Origin of the sequence: Shewanella seohaensis (assembly GCF_023283775.1) — a bacterium.
Classification (GTDB): Bacteria; Pseudomonadota; Gammaproteobacteria; order Enterobacterales; family Shewanellaceae; genus Shewanella; species Shewanella seohaensis.
The window spans coordinates 101114-119027 of record NZ_JAKILE010000003.1; the positions used below are offsets into that span (position 1 = coordinate 101114).

Consider the following 17914-nt stretch of genomic DNA (forward strand, 5'->3'; position numbering starts at 1 on the left):
CGCCCTCAAGCAAAACGTTAAATAGACCCCTAGCATAGACTGTTCTCTGCGCAACAAAAACCCCTTATTGCAAGGGGCTTAAGACAAGGGAAATGGCAACAACATTGAGTGCTAAGCGCGGGACATTATGCGCTAGCCATTTGTGTCTCATCTGGTTTCTTATTGAAGCTATCTCGGAAGGCCTGCAATCCCTCTTGCACCAATCCATAGGTTTTATCGACGCCATCGGCGATATCCCCTTGCAGCACTTTAAGGCCAGACAAAATATCTCGCGCCTCCTTAAAGCCATTATCGATAGCGCCACCTATGATGCCCATAAAACTGTCGAGCTGATCATTTAGACTCATATTCGAATTTTGCTGTTGGTGAATGCTAAAAAATTGCGTCGCAAAACTCACAATCCTATCGGCCGTCGCCTCGGGAGAATAATCGACCTGATTGTCATAGTTAGTTTGAGTCGCATTTGGCCCCATCGAAGGCGCTAATTCTTTATCTATCGCTTCAATTGCCGCGCGATAAAGTAACGCCATGGATTGATCACCGGATTTTAGACTCACTTCTTCCTGTGCCGACAAAATAGCCTGGTTCATTAGCTGCTTACTGGTTTGGTATGCAGTCTGTTTGCCGGGCGCTTCCACATTTTTCGTCTTTTCACTATTAGCAGCGGCATTGTCAGCATACTTCTTATGGGGCGTAGAAGGAGTCTGTACCTGTGCAGGGTTGTTGATTTCCATGATGCTAATCCATTCAATTTGGGATGACTTTATTATCGACCAAAAATTGAGCAACTTTAGTAATTTTATAAATTGCAGTACCATCACAACCTAAGGCAATGATACCCATGATGAATCTACTCGCCTCAGTGTCACACTTGCATACCCCATTAGATAAGGATATACGGCATGGCAATTCCCCAATGGTTAACAGCTGTTACCCACTCCTTACGCATCAACAGCTTCAATGCCCCTCGGCTATTACACACTCAGCTGTTAGGCCTGTTACTCTTTACTAGCATTGGACTCAGCGCCAACAATCAAGCTTTTGCCGATAATCGATTGATTATTTTGGTGAGACATGCCGAAAAAGCCGAAGCTCCAGCAGGCGATCCTACACTTTCAGATGATGGCCATGCACGTGCCCTCGCGCTGGTTAGCGCCTTGCAAAGGACACAGATCTCGCAACTGATCGCGACCCAATATCAAAGAACCCAGCAAACCTTATTGCCTATGTCTGCGGAGCGGCATTTACCCATTACCGTGGTCGCAGCAGAAAAACTAATCGAAGTCCATATTCAGCAGATAGTTGAACAAGTACATGCCGTTAAAGGTAACAGCTTAATCGCGGGGCATTCCAATACCGTCCCACTGATCATCAAGGCCCTTGGCGGCCCTGAAATCCCCACCATCGCAGAAGATGATTACAGCCAGCTGTTTTTACTCTCCATCCATGATGGACAGCCAGCGAGCCTTATCTCCACCCGTTATGGACACGAATAGAGGATAACAAGATGCAAGAACTCAATTGGTTTATGTGGGGACTGGATCTCTTCTCAGGACTCTTTTTAATTCTCATTGGTTTAGGCGCCCTCGCTGTCGTCTATATGTACATCGCCGACAAGCTACAAACCAAACAGGCCGTGCGCCACAACTACCCTGTGATAGGTCGCTTTCGGTATTTATTTGAGAAACAAGGTGAGTTTTTTAGACAATATTTTTTCGCACAGGACAGGGAAGAATTGCCCTTTAACCGCGCCGAGCGGAGCTGGGTATATCGCGCCGCGAAAAATGTCGACAGAACCATCGCCTTTGGGTCGACACGCCCACTAGACAGCACGGGCGCCATCATGTTTATGAATACCGCCTTTCCGACTCAAGATGAAGATATCACTCCAATTCTGCCTCAAACCATTGGCCCCCATTGCCGTGAGCCTTACACCACTAAGGCCATTTGCCATATCTCCGCCATGAGCTTCGGCGCCCTATCACGCCCTGCCGTCACCGCCTTATCCCACGGCGCAGCGCAGGCGGGATGTTGGTTAAATACCGGTGAAGGTGGCTTAAGTCCTTATCATTTAAAAGGTGGCTGCGACTTAGTCTTTCAAATTGGTACCGCTAAATATGGTGTACGTAATGAGCACGGCCATTTAGACGATGACAAGCTCAAAGAGATCGCCGCACACCCTGAAGTTAAAATGTTTGAAATCAAAATGAGCCAAGGCGCCAAACCAGGCAAGGGCGGTATCTTACCGGGAATCAAAGTCACCGAGGAGATCGCCAAAATTCGCGGTATCCCGCAGGGCCATGATTCCATAAGCCCCAATGGTCATATCGAGTTTAAAAATGTGGCTGACATTCTGGATATGATTGCCAGAGTGCGTGAGGTCACGGGTAAACCCACCGGCATTAAGGCCGTACTTGGGGACGTGCAATGGCTCGAAGATTTTTGCGATGAAATTGAGCGCCGTGGCGAAGCATCCGCCCCGGACTTTTTTACCTTAGACAGTGCCGATGGCGGCACAGGCGCCGCCCCTCAACCCTTAATGGATTATGTGGGACTGCCACTCAAGGAAAGCCTGCCCATACTGGTGAATATCTTAATTCAGCGTGGGCTACGTAAACGCATTAAAGTGATCGCCTCGGGTAAACTCATAGTGCCATCGCGGGTGGCTTGGGCGCTGGCCTTAGGTGCGGACTTTATCGCCTCAGCCCGTGGCAATATGTTTGCCCTCGGATGTATTCAAGCACTGCAATGCAACAAAGATACCTGTCCAACGGGTATCACGACTCACAATAAGAAACTCCAGCAAGGTCTTGCTCCTAGAGATAAATCGACGCGTGTCGCCAACTATAACCATAACCTGCACCACGATTTAGCCTTGATAGCCCACTCCTGCGGTGTGACAGAGCCAAGACAACTCAAGCCATCCCATGTGAGGATTGTACTCGAGAGCGGTTTGTCGGTTTCATTGGATAAGTACTATTCCCATATCAATCAATAAGTAACCTAACTCTGTATGCATTTTGTACGACTTTAGTCTAAAGTTAATTTAGCAAGAGGTAATTTGAATGCGTATCACAAAAGGGGTAAGATCCGTGATGCACGCATGAGATTAAACAACTGCATATTAAGTTAAGGAAACACTGTGAAAGCAAGCTTTGTAAGCCATATGCCCGACAGTAAGACTGCCAGCACAAGCTGTAAGAGCTGTAATCGCTTGACCGAGATCGAAGGCGAACTAGTGTGTTTTCGTGAAGGCCAAGTCATTCGGCTCACGCGAATCGACGAATCGACCACCAAATTCAATCTGTTGTGTGAAGGTTGGAAGGCAGAAAAACCAAAGGGAATATAATTTCTTATATTCCCTTGTTTTGTTTCAGCAGTGATACTCTCTAATACCCACCACGAATATCTGCATTATATTCATTGGTTTTACGGATAATCCCAGCTAATTCAAGTTCTTGATTCAATTTTGCCAGAGTTAAACGTCTTGTGGTCACTTTAAGGCCTGCATTTAACTCTGCGTGAATGCGTTGTAGCGAATCATAATCCACACCGCGTTTTTTAAGGGTTGCCATAATCGCAAACCAGTCTGTGCTTACTTTCTCTTCTCTGCCTTCAATATTGACTCTTAATGCCATATTTTCCATGCCAAGCACCTCTTATCATTATTTGCTTGGATTTGAGTATAGAGAGCCGAACCTGAATAAAAACTGAATTGTCCCAACGCTGTTACACTTCTACCGAAAGCTGCTGTTGCTCATTTTGTATGCGCCACAACTTAGCGTATAAACCATCCTGAGCCAGTAAAGACTGATGATTCCCCTGCTCGACAATTTCCCCTTGGCTTAAGACCACGATTTGGTCGGCGTCGACTATGGTCGATAACCTATGCGCCACCACTAAGCTGGTATGCCCTTTCGCGACCTCGCGCAGTGCCGACAGAATAGCTTGTTCCGAACGGCTATCGAGGGAGGATGTGGCCTCATCAAACACTAACACTGGGGAGCCTTTTAAAATCGCCCGCGCAATGGCCACACGCTGTTTCTCTCCGCCCGAAAGCTTTAAGCCCCGCTCACCCACTTTGGTATCCCAACCTTGGGAGAGCGACGCGATAAAATGCTCTAAATGTGCGAGTTTGATGGCATGGCGCACTTCTTCATCTGTCGCATCGGGGCGGCCATAACGAATGTTCTCCACTAAGGAATCATTAAATAACACAGTATCCTGCGGCACTATGGCAATAGCACGGCGCAGTGCATCTTGGGTTAAGTGACGAATATCTTGCCCGTCAATCAAAATGCGCCCTTGCTCCACATCGTAAAAACGGAACAACAACTTGATGAGTGTTGATTTTCCGGCGCCGCTATCTCCAACGACGGCGACTTTTTTCCCCGCCGCCACCTTAAAGCTGACGTTGCGCAAGATGGGCCTGTCATCGTAGCTAAAACTCACATGTTCAAAACTAAGCTCGCCGCGCTTAGGCTCAAAGTCTAAGGCATCGGGTTTATCCACTATACGAGGATGCTTATCGAGCAGACTGAACATCCGCTCAATATTGGCTAAGGCGCCACGGATTTCACGGTAGACAAATCCCAAAAAGTTGAGCGGCATAAAGAGCTGCATCATAAAGGCATTGACCAATACAAAGTCACCTAAGGTCATCTCATTATTGGTCACTTTATAGGCGGCTAACGCCATCATCGCCGTCATCGCCAACGCAATAATCAGCGCCTGCCCACCGTTGAGGGCAAATAGCGATAAACGATTCTTACGTTTAGCCACTTCCCATTGATCTAAAGCTTGGTCATATCGATCCGATTCATACTTTTCATTATTAAAATACTTCACGGTTTCATAGTTGAGCAGACTGTCGATGGCGCGGGTGTTGGAGAGTGAGTCGGCCTTGGCCGCATCGCGGACGTATTCGGTGCGCCACTCTGTCGCCACCACCGAAAACCAGATGTAGGCCATCACTGAGGTAAAAGTGATCGCGGCGAAGGCAATGCCATAATTAAAAAAGAAAATACCAATAACCATGGCGATTTCGAGCAGGGTCGGCACTATGTTAAACACCATAAAGCGCATCAAGAAACTCACGCCACTGGTGCCGCGCTCAATATCCCTCGACAAGCCGCCTGTGCGCCGCTCTAAGTGAAAATCCAAATCGAGTCGATGTAAGTGATCGAACACCGCTAAGCCCAAACGGCGAATGGCCCGCTCAGTGACACGGCCAAAGAGTGTGTCGCGGATTTCACCCGTGATCACAGTTAATAGTCGCACCGCGCCATAGGCTAATACCAACCCGATGGGCACACTCAATGCCTGCGCGGTCTTATTGGCATCCAAAGTATCGACTAAATCTTTAAGAATAAAGGGCAAGCCCACGCTGGCAAGCTTAGCAACGATAAGACAAGACATGGCCAATGCCACTCGGCCCTTGTACTCGAGCAAATAAGGCCAGAGCAACTTAACTACGTGCCAATTGAGCTTATCGATGGGACCTTCAAAATACAGTGTTGGGCGCATATGTCTAAACCTTTGCCAAAGTCGCTCAATTGTAGCAGCATGGCGCACGTTAAGGCGAAACCAAACAGGGAAAGTTTGAATAAAATCAATCAGATTTTTCTGACAGACAAAAAGCGGCCATCTTGGCAAAATCTCTCTGGCTTATCGAAATAAAAATGTCATGCTAACGACTTACGCTCAGAGAGTTCGCAACGCGAATATTAAGGTAAAAAAATTCTGAATCAAGCTTGGCTATATCAGAACAGTAACCGTTAAAATAGGCCTAACATCAAGGGTTCTACTGTTGAATATTTTGTCGGTTTTACCCAAAATGCCCTATGGACTTAAGATCGCTAGCAGCAGGATTTGCAAATCTCTGGCCGTAGATCCGTGTGTATATGCCGTGCTGCACTCGTTCTGCGATAACACTAACGATAATTCTAATAAATTAAGATCGAAGGAAGCTTTATGTTGGATTCCGCTAAAGTTCAATACCCGCCATTACCACTGATCCAAACTTGGGTGTGGATGATGATCGAATCTGGCAATCCAGAAATTCAGGACAAAGGCAGAAATAACCTCATTGCAGCTTTTGGTAGCTTGGCCAAAGCTAACGAATACTTAGCCGAAATGAGCAAAAAATAATAAAAATAAAGGCGCCAGAATAGCGCCTTTATTTTTGAGCTTTTCAGGACTTAGACCCGCTGGCGGCGTGCAATAACGCTCTGATTTAACACATCTAACAGACCCTCGGTATCATCCCAGCCAATACAGGCATCCGTAATACTCTGGCCATAACATAACGCCTGGCCTTCAATCAGATCTTGGCGACCTTCCACTAAGTGGCTTTCAACCATCACACCGAAAATTGCCTTATTACCCGCGGCCACTTGCTCGGCCACATCGTTCGCGACATCCATCTGGCGTTGATATTGTTTGCTGCTATTGGCATGGCTAAAGTCGATCATAATGTTATCGACAAGCTTGGCCTTTTTCAGTTGTTCGCTGATCTGCGCAACATGGCTGGCACTGTAATTAGGCTCACGGCCGCCACGCAAAATGATATGGCAATCAGGATTACCTTTGGTCGACACAATCGCCGAATGGCCAAATTTGGTTACCGATAAGAAGTGGTGCGGCGCATTCGCGGCGCCGATAGCATCAATCGCCACCTTGATCGTGCCGTCAGTGCCATTTTTAAAGCCTACAGGGCAAGATAACCCAGAAGCTAATTCACGGTGCACCTGCGATTCTGTGGTGCGCGCACCAATCGCGCCCCAGCACATCATATCCGCCACATATTGCGGAGTGATCATATCGAGAAACTCACCTGCGGTAGGCATGCCAGAGTCATTCAAATCGACTAAAAGTTTACGCGCGGTACGTAAACCATCGTTCAGCTTGAAGCTGTTATCCATATAAGGATCGTTGATGAGCCCCTTCCAACCCACTGTAGTACGCGGCTTTTCAAAATAAACACGCATCACCACTTCGAGCTGATCTTGATAACGTTCTCTGAGCGCAACCAGTCGCTGGCCATATTCCAATGCGGCCTTAGGATCGTGAATTGAGCAAGGACCAATGACCACTAACAAACGATCATCTTGGCGGGCAAGAATGTTATGAATGCTTTGACGGGCGTTAAACACAGTTGCAGCAGCGTTTTCGGAGGCAGGAAATCGTTCTAGAATCGCAATAGGTGGAAGTAACTCTTTGACTTCATTAATGCGAACGTCATCATTTTGGTAATACATAATTTACTGCTCCAACTCTCGTGTTTAGGCTATTTTTATCGCTGCAATAGGGGATCTCAACTGCAATACTGAGTTCAATTTATCCAGTCTGCGCCGCTAATGCAACCAAGTTGTCTCCATTTCAAGAAATCAAATATAACGTATTGTTTTAACATATTTTTAAAAAATACAAATTCAAATATTTCAATGTGATATGCAAACTAAAGCCAAACGAGTGTTGGGGTTGGAAGCAAGCGGTGGTGAAAGCGGAAATAAAAAACCTCCTTTGCCAGTAGTCAAACGCAAACAAAGGAGGTTGAGTAAAGGATTAATGTTGCTGCATGGCCTGCAGTTTTGCCTGATAGCGATGTTTATCTGTGGCTTCGCGGCTTAGAGCCATGGCTTTTTCCATATTGAGTTTGGCGCGCTTTTCATCCCCCAGCGCCCAATAGGTGCGTGACAGGCCAAAGAAAAACTCATGGCGATAATCGGCTTTATCCACGGCCCTTTGATACCAAGCGAGCGCCTCGCTGTATTGGTGCTCGTCATAGGCCTGCTCACCCATATCGTAGTAGTAATAAGGATTACGAATACGCGCTAACTCCAGCACTTTATTGACCTGTGCCCACTCTTCCAAACGGCCCTGCTCACCTAAAATCACCGCCAAGTTATAGAGCGTCGTCATATCATCGGCATCATATTTGAGTGCATAGCGATAGACTTGCTCGGCCCGCTTTTCATCGCCCTTGTGGCGATAAATCACGGCTAAGGTGTTGAGCGCTGGAATAAAGTGTCCTGATTTTAAGCCCGCTTTAATCAGCGCATAGGCGCGGTCTAAATCCCCTTCGACCAAGGATTCGGCGGCCATATTGTTATAGAACATACTGGTTAAGGTCTGGCGATTGATTTGCACTTTGTTGTAGCCTCGCAGGGCGCGCTCGGGCATAAAGTCGACCAGAATTGCATGGGCCGACACATACACAGTGTGCACGCTCTCGGCGGGTAGCAAGCGTAGATTGACATGGCCGTTAATCAGATAAAACTCGCCCTGTTTGTCCCATACGGGTTCAATCGCAATATCCTGAAACTCAGTGCCAATTTTAAACACATCCGCGAGTGCCGATGTCATCACCACCAGCGACATACAATTCCCCGCGCGCTGGGCGTAGGTTTCGCTGGCGGTTTGAGTCAAATTATCTTGATAGTGAAAATCGCTGTGGCCGCCGAGCTGATTGGCATTGATATAACTGGCTAACCATTCATGCACCGCGACGGGGTTTTTAGTCGATAAGCTGTAGCGGTCGTAGGCGCGCCGGACATCGGTTGCAACCGAGGGCGGAAGGCTGAAAATATCCTCGACACTAGGAATATTGCTGACAGATTTAAATAACGAATCTGCCAATAGGGCATCTATCTCATCATCATTTGGTTTGGGGGCAGTCGAGCTACAACCCCATAATAGTAAAAGTAATAATGAGCAGAATATACCGCTAGAGATGGTGCGCAGTTGTATCATAATACGTCCCCCAGACCATAAGGCTCCTATTTGAGCTTATTACACTTGGCCAAAAAGACGTCATAAAATGGTTACAAAAAATAATGGCCTGCCACAAAGGATTGAGGCAGCTTAAAGGTTAACGCTGCGCCGGAGGGTCAACCTTGATATACACATCCTGCTGCTGATAACGATAGGGGCGGTAGTTATCCTGACCACAAGTGAAGTAAGGGTAAGGCTTTACCTGGGCAATACAACCGAGTGGCAAGGCCTGCAGAATTTGAATTTGCTCCTGTCTTCGCAAAGATTCCTGCCATTCATAATCTTTCAACACTTGATCGCGCACGGCAAAAGCATCGAAAGGCTCATCCGAGCGGGTCACTACGACTTGCCCCGCCAAAGCGGGCAAGGCTATGAGTGCACTCAGAATGCCACCAAGCAAGCAGGTGCGTCTGAGTTGTCCAGTGGAATCAAAGATTAAGCGCATCATTCGCTCCTTGTGGTATCAGCATGACAGTCGAAGACCCATAAAAAAGCAGAGCACTAGGCTCTGCTTTACTATCCTCTTATCCCTTAGAGGCATCAAGTGATATCAATACCCGTTAGCCTGCACTTTTGACAGTCACAAACTCTGGGTAAGCGTCGATACCACAGTCAGATGCATCCATACCGTTATATTCTTCTTCCTCAGAAACACGGATGCCCATAGTCATCTTCAGTACAAACCACACCGCAAACGACGCGCTAAATACCCATGCGAAGATAATCGCTGCGCCAGTTAATTGCGCTGTGATAGTGGCGTCGGCATTCGATAAGGGGACACACATCAAACCGAGGAAACCCGCAACACCGTGCACAGAAATCGCGCCCACTGGGTCGTCGATCTTGATTCTGTCCAGACCCACGATAGAGAACACCACTAAACCACCAGCAACCACACCAATTACCCCAGCCATCAGCAGCGAAGGCGACAGCGGATCGGCAGTAATCGCCACTAAGCCCGCCAGAATGCCGTTGAGGATCATAGTTAAGTCCGCTTTACCCCAAATCATTTTGCACACAACTAGGGCAGAGATAGCACCAAAAGCGGCCGCGGTGTTGGTGTTCACGAAGACTTTAGCGACAGAGCTAGCGTTGGCCGCATCTGAAACCATTAATTGTGAGCCACCGTTGAAACCAAACCAGCCCATCCACAGGATAAACATCCCTAAGGTTGCCATTGGCAGGTTAGAGCCTGGAATCGGATTCACTTGGCCGTTAGGGCCGTATTTGCCCTTACGAGCACCGAGCAATAACACCCCAGCGATAGCCGCCGCAGCGCCTGTCATATGCACAATACCGCTACCCGCAAAGTCCACAAAACCTAAGCTAGAGATAAAGCCTTTACCCCAAGTCCAGTAGCCTTCAACAGGGTAGATAATGCCTGTCATCACCACGGAGAAGAACAGGAAAGCCCATAACTTCATCCGCTCCGCCACGGCGCCAGAGACAATCGACATCGCCGTTGCCACAAACACCACTTGGAAGAAGAAGTCAGATTCTAAGGCATGGTTTGCATCTTCGGCTTGTGAGCCAATCAGCGTACCGAGTGAAGGCAACCAACCGCCTTCGGCATTGTCGACGTACATAATGTTGTAGCCAACCAATAGGTACATCACACAGGCAATCGCGTATAACACCACGTTTTTAGTTAAAATTTCGGTGGTATTTTTAGAGCGTACTAGGCCAGCTTCGAGCATGGCAAAACCCGCCGCCATCCACATAACCAAAGCGCCTGAAATCAAAAAATAAAAGGTGTCGAGTGCAAAGCGCAGTTCAGAGACTGTCACGCCTAATTTTGTTAGTTCTTCCATCTTCCGCCCCCTATAGCGCTTCAGTGTCGAGTTCACCCGTACGAATACGGATGGCATGTTCTAAGTCGATAACGAAAATCTTTCCGTCACCAATTTTTCCCGTATGAGCCGCACTGGTAATCGCCTCAATCAGCATGTCGAGATTTTCTGCTTTAGTGGCAATTTCTAGTTTTACTTTTGGCAAAAAATCCACCTGATACTCGGCGCCACGGTACAACTCCGTGTGCCCCTTTTGACGGCCAAAACCTTTAACCTCGGTCACCGTCATCCCCTCAATACCAATACCGGCGATAGCTTCACGGACATCATCCAATTTAAATGGCTTGATGATAGCGCTGACTAGTTTCATCCTGACCTCCAAAAAACGCGATTGTTATTAACTTGTAGCCAAGATAATTCAATCATTAGGCCAGAATTTTAATTTATTGATTTAAAAGAAATAACAAATATTCGCCAGGAATAGTTCGATTAAAAATGCACCAGACTTGTGCAAGTAGGAGAGCGACGCACTCTTTTAGTGAGCAATTTAAGTGCACGCCATATTCGACCTTTGCCCTATTGGTGAGGCTGCCCAATTAGGGTTTACTAACAGTGCAAAAAACACACAACTCACAAAATAAGCAGAGCAATCGCTAAACGATGCCTTTATCCACCCGCGCAGAAGGAACGCCCGATGTTAAAACCCGAAGAATGTGTACTCGTTATCGTCGATGTGCAGGGAAAGCTCGCTCAGATCATGGATAACTCAGCCAAGCTTCATCAGCAGTTGAGTACACTTATCCAAGGCGCACAGCTGTTTGAAATCCCCATCCTCTGGCTCGAGCAATTGCCCGCTAAACTAGGCTCGACCACCGAAGAGTTAAAAACCTTGCTCGAAAGAACTGGCTCGCCCATTGCCAAGCAACATTTTAGCGGTTGGTATTGTGATGAATTTGCCAATGCACTCACGAAATCTCGACGCAAGCAGGTGTTGCTGGCGGGGATAGAAACCCATGTCTGCGTGTACCAAACTTGCCGCGATCTGCTCGACCAACACTACTCTGTGCATCTTGTCGCCGATGCGGTGTCTTCTCGCAGCGTTGACAATAAACAGCTGGGCATTCAAATGATGACCGCCAAGGGAGCCACTCTCACCAATGTGGAATCACTGTTATTTGAACTGCAACACGAAGCTCAAGGCGACCGATTTAAGGCGCTGATTAAGTTGATTAAATGAGACAAGAAGAGAGCTTATTCAAGCTCTCTTTAGTATTCAAAACGCGGCGACACAAACAGCAAATTTGGCACTATTGGCATAACTGCGAAAACTATAGCCGCTGGGGGCGACCGAGATAATGCCGACCTCGAATTCGGTCTCATACACTGTGCGAGACCAAGAAGGGATTGTCGAGCTCCACTGCGCACGTTGATAGGCTGCGCGACTCTCGCCGTACCCATAGAGAGTGTTTAACTCCTGCTCTGTTGGCCTGCGCCAATTGTCTTTACCAGCAAACTCGATTGAAGCCATTTTTTGGCACCAGCGGTCAAACTGACCGTTAACACCAACCTTGGCCTCATTGCCCTTGGCCGCTTCGGTGCCAGGTAAGATGACCCCTTTAGCGTCCTGCCGAAACAGGGCGTATTCGCCTCGGCTCGGGCCAAATACAAACTCCTCCTGTACGTTAAACGTCATCGCATAGCTATCGCCACGGTTGTTGGCATCATCTTGTTCAAGATAACCCAAGGCATTCATCACGGCGATGGAGGGCGAGCTGCTAAACCATTTCGTCTGGCGATCGCTTTTATCGTAAAGCGCTTTGATTTTTAAGCAGTTGGTTGATGCTAGAGTGCGGTCGTTATTATCGAGGCCGCCATCAAAGCTAGTATCGATTGGCGTACCTTCGACGTGGCCACACAGGGGAATTTGCTCTTTTTGGCGACATTCTGTCAGTAAAAACAACAGCACTATGGCACTGCTGAATATGGCGATTTTAGTGGGATTAATCATGACAACAAACCTTAATCCAGTGGTGGTAAAAAGACAGTTACAGACAAGCTTGATGGTATTCGCTTCAGGGAATTAGCCTTAAGCGAATGGCCAATTAAGCTATAACGCCTTAATCACAGGCTCCTGCACCAGTAATTGGTCGTTCTTGTAAACCAACAGCTCACCTATGGGTCTTTCTTCGGCGCTTAGCACTATCACATCGCAGACATAAAGATAGGGACCGCTTTTAAACTGGAAGGAGTGATTACCGCCGTTACCATCGAGGACTAACTTCCCCTTTTTGAGGACTAAATCAGGTTTCTCGCTCAGGGATTTACCCTTTGCCCAAGCGGCATAACGGTATTGCTGACGATCGAGGGCATCGACACGTATGATGAATCGCTCGGTTTCCCACGCCAGCTCAGGGCTAGCAAACTCGCGCACACTCTCGTGTAGCATCGCTTTTTGCTGCGCGATCAGTTCATCCCTTAACTTAGCTTCCTCTGGGCTTTGATAATTAATGCCCGAGATTTTGCCATCGAAATCCAACCAGACACTGCCGTGGTCGAGCATAATACCGCGCCAGCCCATAGTCTGCCAGTTGTTCTCTGTGGTCGAATTGGCGATTTGACTCAGCAACTTGCTATCAAAGACTTGCTGAAATCTTGTCAGCAATTGCTGTGGATTTTGCACATCGGGGAGCGGGTATTCGCGCTGGAGGGGATAAGAAATTTGCTCGGCAATCGCCTGACGATCACCCGCCTTGGCCGCATCAATCAAGGCTTGCACCTGCGGCACGTACTCCGCCTCTAGGGCTGCCAGAGCCTGTGGCGTTGCGCTAAGACTCCCCAGCAACAAGCCCGTATAAAGCCCTAAACGCGAGAGTCGATTAATCGCTGAAAAACCTTGAAAAAACGGGCGACTAGACATGATTTATTCCTTTAAAGTCAAAAACATCCAAATTAAGACTTGGCAAGGATACCATAGCTAAGGAGGGATAAACACACACAATCCCCCCAAGCTTATGTGCTGTAAGCCGCATCACTGCCCCACTATCACCCCGTCAGGCCAGCAGCAAATTAGACACTATCGCTACCGCCACCGACATAAAGATCACCCCAATAACTCCATCGATGATAGGTGTGAGTCGTTGCAGCTTTTGCTGTACTTTGGCTTTAGAGAGCATCAGCGCCAGAAAGCCAAACCAGAGCAGTGACAACACAAACAGCATCAGCGCGGCGGCGAATTTAGTCACCGAAGCCACGCTCGGGGTGATCAGGGCAGAGAATAAGGTTAAGAAAAACACTAAGGCTTTAGGATTCAATAAATTGGTATAAAGCCCCCGCATAAACCCCTGTTTAGGTGATAAGGCGTCTACCCCGCCCGCCGTAGGCATCTCAAGGCTGTTTTCCGAGGTTGTTGTAAATCCAGTGGGCTCTGCGCCCTCGCCGTTTAATACGGTTTTGGGTTTACTGAAAAAGGCGACCGCAGCCTTAAGCGCGCCAAATCCCATCCATGCCAAATACGAAGCGCCCAGCAATTGCACTAACAGATACAAGCTATGGGAGCTTTTAATCACTAAGCTGACGCCAGTTAAACTCAAAATGGTATGGGCTAAAATCGCTACCGATATGCCAGCCGCCGTGGCAATTGCGGTGTTTCGCGGCTGTGAGGTAGCAATCTTCACCATAATGGCAAAATCCGGCCCAGGGCTGACTAAGGCTACGCAGTGAATAACGGCTAAGGTGACTAACAGGGATACATCCATCAATAGGGCTCCGCAAATACATGTAAGAACGCCAGTATGCCCAAGCCTTCAGCACCTGCATTGTAAGAAATTGCACGCGGCTAATTTACCTTAAAGCATGCGCCGCTGAAATTGGACCGGTGAGAGTAAAAAGGCCTGTTTAAACGCCTTATTTAGATGACTCTGGTCGAAAAAGCCTAACTGCTGCGCCACATCCGCCACTAAGGCGCCATGGGTTAAGGACTTTTTCGCTAACTCTAATCGCACTCGCTTCAGGTAGGCGTGGGGTGTCATCCCGGTCGCCAGTTTAAATTGGCGTAAAAACTGAAACTTACTCAGATTAACCTCATCGGCCAGCGCCTCAAGCTGAGTATTTAGCCACGGCTCATCGTGAATTTTCTGTTTGATGCGATTTAACTGCTGCCATGATAACCCCCTATCCTGCCGCAAATTCAGCATTCCCGTGGGGTGGCGCGTCAATAACAGCTGCATAAAGTTCAGCAGATGGGACTCGGCCGCAAGCTCAGAGCATTGGCCTTGAATGAGTAGATCATGCAACTGGATAAAGTATTGATATAACGCGGGGTCATCCACCATGGGCGCATTAAAGAAATGGGCCTTGAGCCCCATTTCTTGGCTAATGCTGTTCATATACTCCACGGGGATAGACATCACCTTAACCCGATACCCTTCGGCGTCGCGGCTTTGTCCATCGTGGGTTTCATCGGGATTGAGGGTCGATAGCCCATGTTGCCCGAGCTGATAACGACTGCCCTTATTGATAAATTGCTGCGCCCCTTGAGTCACAACCCCTAAGTGGTAATCCAGATGCACGTGTTTATCAAAACTGAAATGGGTAAATTCGGCCTGACTCAGTTCAATGCCCGAGAGGCTGGGATGGCGCCAGTAATTGATATTTTCAACGGGAGTCACACGGCTCATAGGGCAAGCTTAATCTCACAGGCAAAGACAACTTTAGATACGACTCATTCTAGCCGCCGAGAACTTGGCTCGAATAGTAAAATATTGCAGCGTGCTCCCTAAAAAGCAAAACGCCCAAATGCGGGCGTTTACTGTTGACTCAAAAAGTCGCTTAGTGCGAATGACTGCCGTGGCCGCCTTGTGCCTCAATGGCATGACCTTCACTGTTATAAAAACCACTGCTACCGTGCTCGATAAAGCCTTGGTTAATCATCTTGGCGATAAAGGGGTCGGACTCACTGTCGCCCACATCGGCAAAATCAATGTCTTGATAATTCTGGGTTAAAGCGGCAAACGCCTCGTGGCTGTAGGGCTCAACCTTGAGCAATTGGTAACTTAATACATCGCCTAAGTTAAATTGCTGTGGCAGTTCAATGCTGGCAATCCAGTCGAGCTGGCTGTCCATACCATTCACCTTACCTGCAAAGCCCTGGGCCGCAAAACAAGGCAGTAGTTTTTGCTCGGTTTTAGTCAAGTTAGCTGGCAATGCAGGAGACACCACATGGTACAACTGATCGCGGTCGTGCTGAATGTTTAGCGCCCTTAAGTCACCCTTACGATAGGTGACTGAGCGTTTTTCAACGGGGAAATAACGCACATATTCGCCATTGGGTGCCCATTGTTCGAAGGTGGTGTTATCCCGTTGAATAATAAAATCTTGTCCATCTCTTAGCAGGGTCATCTGCCAGCTTTGCCCCTTAGCATTGGTGACTTGGTACTGGGCTTTTAAATGGCTGGCCTCAAGTGTTGCGCATTTTGCATTGGCCTGAATGGCAGAAGCAGCGCTAACGGGAGTGGCTAAGGCCATCACAGGGGAGGCTAATGTCGATACCAGAGTGACTAAGAGGAGTTTGTTCATGTTATATCTCACTTACACGCTAATTTTATGACTCGCATTACTGACTAACGTCTTTAAAGACAGTTAGATAAAAGCCGATGGCAGGACAACCCACCATCGGCATTTGGCTTACTTCGCCGCCATTGCAGCTTCCGCTTTCGCGACTAAGTTCGCCGCACGGTTCATCACGTGGAAGATATGGTTTTGTTCAACCGTACCTTGAACCAGATCCGAGCTTGGGCCGCGGGCAAAAATCGCCACGTCTTCACCCGCATGGGTTTCATCGCTTAATGGCACTAGGGCTTCTTGATGGAATCCAACGTCTTGGGTATCCACAAAGTTCAAGTCCTTACGACCAGCATCCACAGGGAAGTTATAACGTTCATCGCCACCTGTCGCTAATGACGCATAACCCATGCCGTTGGCATAACCTACTGTTGTGTAAGGCAAACCGTTAGCGTCGGTTGAGTTAGTCACTTCGGCGATACCGTTCGCATCGTTACTCTTCACCAGACCTAGGATCGGGTTACCACGGGTTGGATAACCTGCAATGGTGAACACATGGCTGTGGTCAGCCGTCACCATTAACAGAGTGTCGTTGGCCGAGGTTTTTTCCATCGCAACACGGACTGCTTCAGATAGCGCAACTGTGTCGTACAGGGCACGAGCAGCGTTACCCGCATGGTGCGCATGGTCGATACGACCCGCTTCGACAATCAGCACATAGCCTTTGGTGTTTTTCTTCAGAATATCAATCGACTTGGCTGTCATCTCAGCAAGTGATGGCTCGCCCTTCACGCCCGCTTCGGTGCGGTCATAGTCGTATTCCATATGGGATGAGTTGAACAGGCCCAATAAATGGTCAGTGCTGGCAACATCCACATTGAGGAAACCATCTCTGTCCTGAACGTAGGCCGCATTAGTGTACTTAGCTAACCATTCGGCAGTCAGATCGCGACCATCGTTACGCTTACCCGCTTTACCTTCTGGATCAATTAAGGTTTTTGGAATAAAGCTGCGGCGACCACCGCCCATCATCACGTTTAAGCCATTGCCATAGTTAAAGTCGAGCATTTGCGCGGCGATATCTTTACAGCCATTGGTCACGGCTTCGGCTGGCAGGTTTGAGTCGGCTTCCCAGTCACGCTCAGGCACGTGGGCATAGGTTGCCGCAGGTGTTGCGTGGGTTAAACGCGCTGTGGTGACCACACCAGTAGACATACCCGCCATGGCGGCCAGTTCCAGTGATGTCACTAAGTTTTGATCTTTAGTCGATGCGCAGTTAGCACGCACTACGCCTTCGGCCTGTGAAATCACGCCCACATCGGTTTTCACCCCTGTCATCATCGCCGACATAGTGCCCGCAGAGTCTGGTGTTTGACCATCGACGTTATAGGTCTTAGATAAACCGACGTAAGGCAGAGTTTCGAAGGATAAAGAGTTTTCCTCACCCGTCTTGCCCTTTAATTGGCCTTCTAAAATACGTGCCGCAGTGATAGTAGAGACGCCCATGCCATCGCCAACAAATAGGATCACGTTTTTCGCCGCGCCCACATCGTTGTTCACGCTCAAGCCATCGGCCTTAGTCACACGTGCTTGAGCATCGACATACCATTGGTTGACTGCGGTCCAGTCTTTACCGTCGCTGCCATTGGAACCGTTAGAACCATTCGAACCCGGCGTACCTGCAGCGCCGTTGTCACCATCGCTACCGCATGCGGCTAAACCCAGCATGGCAGAGATTGCGAGTACCAGTAATTTCTTATTCATTTTTAACTCCAAAAGTGAGAACTGTA

General features: G+C 48.3%; 19 protein-coding genes. 5 read left to right on the plus strand and 14 right to left on the minus strand.

The genetic code is table 11. The features are described 5' to 3' along the window. Window positions 1-125: 125 nt before the first annotated feature. Window positions 126-734, minus strand: a complete 609-nt coding sequence (locus tag L2713_RS04310; RefSeq protein WP_248967054.1) for a DUF5610 domain-containing protein — start codon at window positions 732-734, stop codon at window positions 126-128. A 168-nt stretch (window positions 735-902) separates the two neighbouring features. Here L2713_RS04310 and L2713_RS04315 point away from each other — a divergent pair, with 168 nt between their 5' ends. The 3 genes from L2713_RS04315 (at window position 903) to L2713_RS04325 (ending at window position 3349) form a co-directional block, all read left to right on the plus strand. Beyond that, window positions 903-1496, plus strand: coding sequence for a SixA phosphatase family protein (locus tag L2713_RS04315; protein WP_248967055.1), 594 nt, complete (start codon window positions 903-905; stop codon window positions 1494-1496). Between the two features lie 11 nt (window positions 1497-1507). Beyond that, window positions 1508-2998: an FMN-binding glutamate synthase family protein gene (locus L2713_RS04320; RefSeq protein ID WP_248967056.1), complete on the plus strand. Its 1491-nt coding sequence runs from the start codon at window positions 1508-1510 to the stop codon at window positions 2996-2998. Window positions 2999-3142: 144 nt separating this feature from the next. Continuing rightward, entirely contained in the window at window positions 3143-3349 is a 207-nt protein-coding gene (locus L2713_RS04325) for a hypothetical protein (RefSeq protein WP_086902751.1), read from the plus strand. Window positions 3350-3389: 40 nt separating this feature from the next. On the opposite strand, the gene L2713_RS04330 is transcribed toward L2713_RS04325, so the two are convergent. Together L2713_RS04330 and L2713_RS04335 are read right to left on the minus strand one after the other, a co-directional pair. Then, window positions 3390-3647 (minus strand): hypothetical protein, encoded by a 258-nt coding sequence (locus tag L2713_RS04330; RefSeq protein WP_086902750.1) that lies wholly within the window; start codon window positions 3645-3647, stop codon window positions 3390-3392. Between the two features lie 82 nt (window positions 3648-3729). Next, entirely contained in the window at window positions 3730-5526 is a 1797-nt protein-coding gene (locus L2713_RS04335; RefSeq protein ID WP_248967057.1) for an ABCB family ABC transporter ATP-binding protein/permease, read from the minus strand. A 447-nt stretch (window positions 5527-5973) separates the two neighbouring features. On the opposite strand from L2713_RS04335, the gene L2713_RS04340 reads away from it, so the two are divergent. After that, the gene (locus L2713_RS04340) at window positions 5974-6150 is read left to right on the plus strand and encodes a hypothetical protein (RefSeq protein WP_011624090.1); all 177 of its coding nucleotides are present in this window, start codon (window positions 5974-5976) and stop codon (window positions 6148-6150) included. Between the two features lie 50 nt (window positions 6151-6200). On the opposite strand, the gene aroG is transcribed toward L2713_RS04340, so the two are convergent. From aroG to L2713_RS04365, 5 genes are all read right to left on the minus strand, one after another. After that, window positions 6201-7259 (minus strand): 3-deoxy-7-phosphoheptulonate synthase AroG, encoded by a 1059-nt coding sequence (gene aroG, locus L2713_RS04345; RefSeq protein WP_248967058.1) that lies wholly within the window; start codon window positions 7257-7259, stop codon window positions 6201-6203. Window positions 7260-7566: 307 nt separating this feature from the next. Continuing rightward, window positions 7567-8754, minus strand: a complete 1188-nt coding sequence (locus tag L2713_RS04350; protein ID WP_248967059.1) for a tetratricopeptide repeat protein — start codon at window positions 8752-8754, stop codon at window positions 7567-7569. Window positions 8755-8872: 118 nt separating this feature from the next. Next, window positions 8873-9220 carry a hypothetical protein gene (locus L2713_RS04355; RefSeq protein ID WP_248967060.1) on the minus strand — a complete coding sequence of 116 codons (348 nt, stop codon included), beginning with the start codon at window positions 9218-9220 and terminating at the stop codon, window positions 8873-8875. A 115-nt stretch (window positions 9221-9335) separates the two neighbouring features. Beyond that, complete coding sequence (locus L2713_RS04360) at window positions 9336-10586, minus strand: ammonium transporter (RefSeq protein WP_011624094.1); 1251 nt, start codon at window positions 10584-10586, stop codon at window positions 9336-9338. A gap of 10 nt (window positions 10587-10596) precedes the next feature. Beyond that, complete coding sequence (locus tag L2713_RS04365; protein ID WP_011624095.1) at window positions 10597-10935, minus strand: P-II family nitrogen regulator; 339 nt, start codon at window positions 10933-10935, stop codon at window positions 10597-10599. Window positions 10936-11259: 324 nt separating this feature from the next. Here L2713_RS04365 and L2713_RS04370 point away from each other — a divergent pair, with 324 nt between their 5' ends. Continuing rightward, the gene (locus L2713_RS04370) at window positions 11260-11802 is read left to right on the plus strand and encodes a hydrolase (RefSeq protein WP_011624096.1); all 543 of its coding nucleotides are present in this window, start codon (window positions 11260-11262) and stop codon (window positions 11800-11802) included. Between the two features lie 36 nt (window positions 11803-11838). Here L2713_RS04370 and L2713_RS04375 read toward each other — a convergent pair whose 3' ends face one another. From L2713_RS04375 to L2713_RS04400, 6 genes are all read right to left on the minus strand, one after another. After that, on the minus strand, window positions 11839-12573 hold the full coding sequence (locus L2713_RS04375) for a DUF1566 domain-containing protein (RefSeq protein ID WP_248967061.1): 735 nt from the start codon (window positions 12571-12573) through the stop codon (window positions 11839-11841). Window positions 12574-12672: 99 nt separating this feature from the next. Continuing rightward, window positions 12673-13482: a hypothetical protein gene (locus L2713_RS04380; protein ID WP_248967062.1), complete on the minus strand. Its 810-nt coding sequence runs from the start codon at window positions 13480-13482 to the stop codon at window positions 12673-12675. Window positions 13483-13615: 133 nt separating this feature from the next. Continuing rightward, a complete protein-coding gene (locus tag L2713_RS04385) occupies window positions 13616-14320 on the minus strand; it encodes a LysE family translocator (RefSeq protein ID WP_248967063.1) in 705 nt (234 codons plus the stop codon). A 90-nt stretch (window positions 14321-14410) separates the two neighbouring features. Then, window positions 14411-15241, minus strand: coding sequence for an AraC family transcriptional regulator (locus tag L2713_RS04390; protein WP_248967064.1), 831 nt, complete (start codon window positions 15239-15241; stop codon window positions 14411-14413). Between the two features lie 151 nt (window positions 15242-15392). Then, window positions 15393-16139, minus strand: coding sequence for a hypothetical protein (locus tag L2713_RS04395; RefSeq protein WP_248967065.1), 747 nt, complete (start codon window positions 16137-16139; stop codon window positions 15393-15395). Window positions 16140-16247: 108 nt separating this feature from the next. After that, a complete protein-coding gene (locus tag L2713_RS04400) occupies window positions 16248-17888 on the minus strand; it encodes an alkaline phosphatase family protein (RefSeq protein WP_011624102.1) in 1641 nt (546 codons plus the stop codon). Window positions 17889-17914 lie beyond the last annotated feature (26 nt).

Bases quoted from the DNA above. Each gene is read 5' to 3' on its own strand.
- L2713_RS04310 (WP_248967054.1), bottom strand. From the start codon at position 734: ATGGAAATCAACAACCCTGCACAGGTACAGACTCCTTCTACGCCCCAT.
- L2713_RS04315 (WP_248967055.1), top strand. From the start codon at position 903: ATGGCAATTCCCCAATGGTTAACAGCTGTTACCCACTCCTTACGCATC.
- L2713_RS04320 (WP_248967056.1), top strand. From the start codon at position 1,508: ATGCAAGAACTCAATTGGTTTATGTGGGGACTGGATCTCTTCTCAGGA.
- L2713_RS04330 (WP_086902750.1), bottom strand. From the start codon at position 3,647: ATGGAAAATATGGCATTAAGAGTCAATATTGAAGGCAGAGAAGAGAAA.
- L2713_RS04335 (WP_248967057.1), bottom strand. From the start codon at position 5,526: ATGCGCCCAACACTGTATTTTGAAGGTCCCATCGATAAGCTCAATTGG.
- L2713_RS04340 (WP_011624090.1), top strand. From the start codon at position 5,974: ATGTTGGATTCCGCTAAAGTTCAATACCCGCCATTACCACTGATCCAA.
- aroG (WP_248967058.1), bottom strand. From the start codon at position 7,259: ATGTATTACCAAAATGATGACGTTCGCATTAATGAAGTCAAAGAGTTA.
- L2713_RS04350 (WP_248967059.1), bottom strand. From the start codon at position 8,754: ATGATACAACTGCGCACCATCTCTAGCGGTATATTCTGCTCATTATTA.
- L2713_RS04355 (WP_248967060.1), bottom strand. From the start codon at position 9,220: ATGCGCTTAATCTTTGATTCCACTGGACAACTCAGACGCACCTGCTTG.
- L2713_RS04360 (WP_011624094.1), bottom strand. From the start codon at position 10,586: ATGGAAGAACTAACAAAATTAGGCGTGACAGTCTCTGAACTGCGCTTT.
- L2713_RS04365 (WP_011624095.1), bottom strand. From the start codon at position 10,935: ATGAAACTAGTCAGCGCTATCATCAAGCCATTTAAATTGGATGATGTC.
- L2713_RS04370 (WP_011624096.1), top strand. From the start codon at position 11,260: ATGTTAAAACCCGAAGAATGTGTACTCGTTATCGTCGATGTGCAGGGA.
- L2713_RS04375 (WP_248967061.1), bottom strand. From the start codon at position 12,573: ATGATTAATCCCACTAAAATCGCCATATTCAGCAGTGCCATAGTGCTG.
- L2713_RS04380 (WP_248967062.1), bottom strand. From the start codon at position 13,482: ATGTCTAGTCGCCCGTTTTTTCAAGGTTTTTCAGCGATTAATCGACTC.
- L2713_RS04385 (WP_248967063.1), bottom strand. From the start codon at position 14,320: ATGGATGTATCCCTGTTAGTCACCTTAGCCGTTATTCACTGCGTAGCC.
- L2713_RS04390 (WP_248967064.1), bottom strand. From the start codon at position 15,241: ATGAGCCGTGTGACTCCCGTTGAAAATATCAATTACTGGCGCCATCCC.
- L2713_RS04395 (WP_248967065.1), bottom strand. From the start codon at position 16,139: ATGAACAAACTCCTCTTAGTCACTCTGGTATCGACATTAGCCTCCCCT.
- L2713_RS04400 (WP_011624102.1), bottom strand. From the start codon at position 17,888: ATGAATAAGAAATTACTGGTACTCGCAATCTCTGCCATGCTGGGTTTA.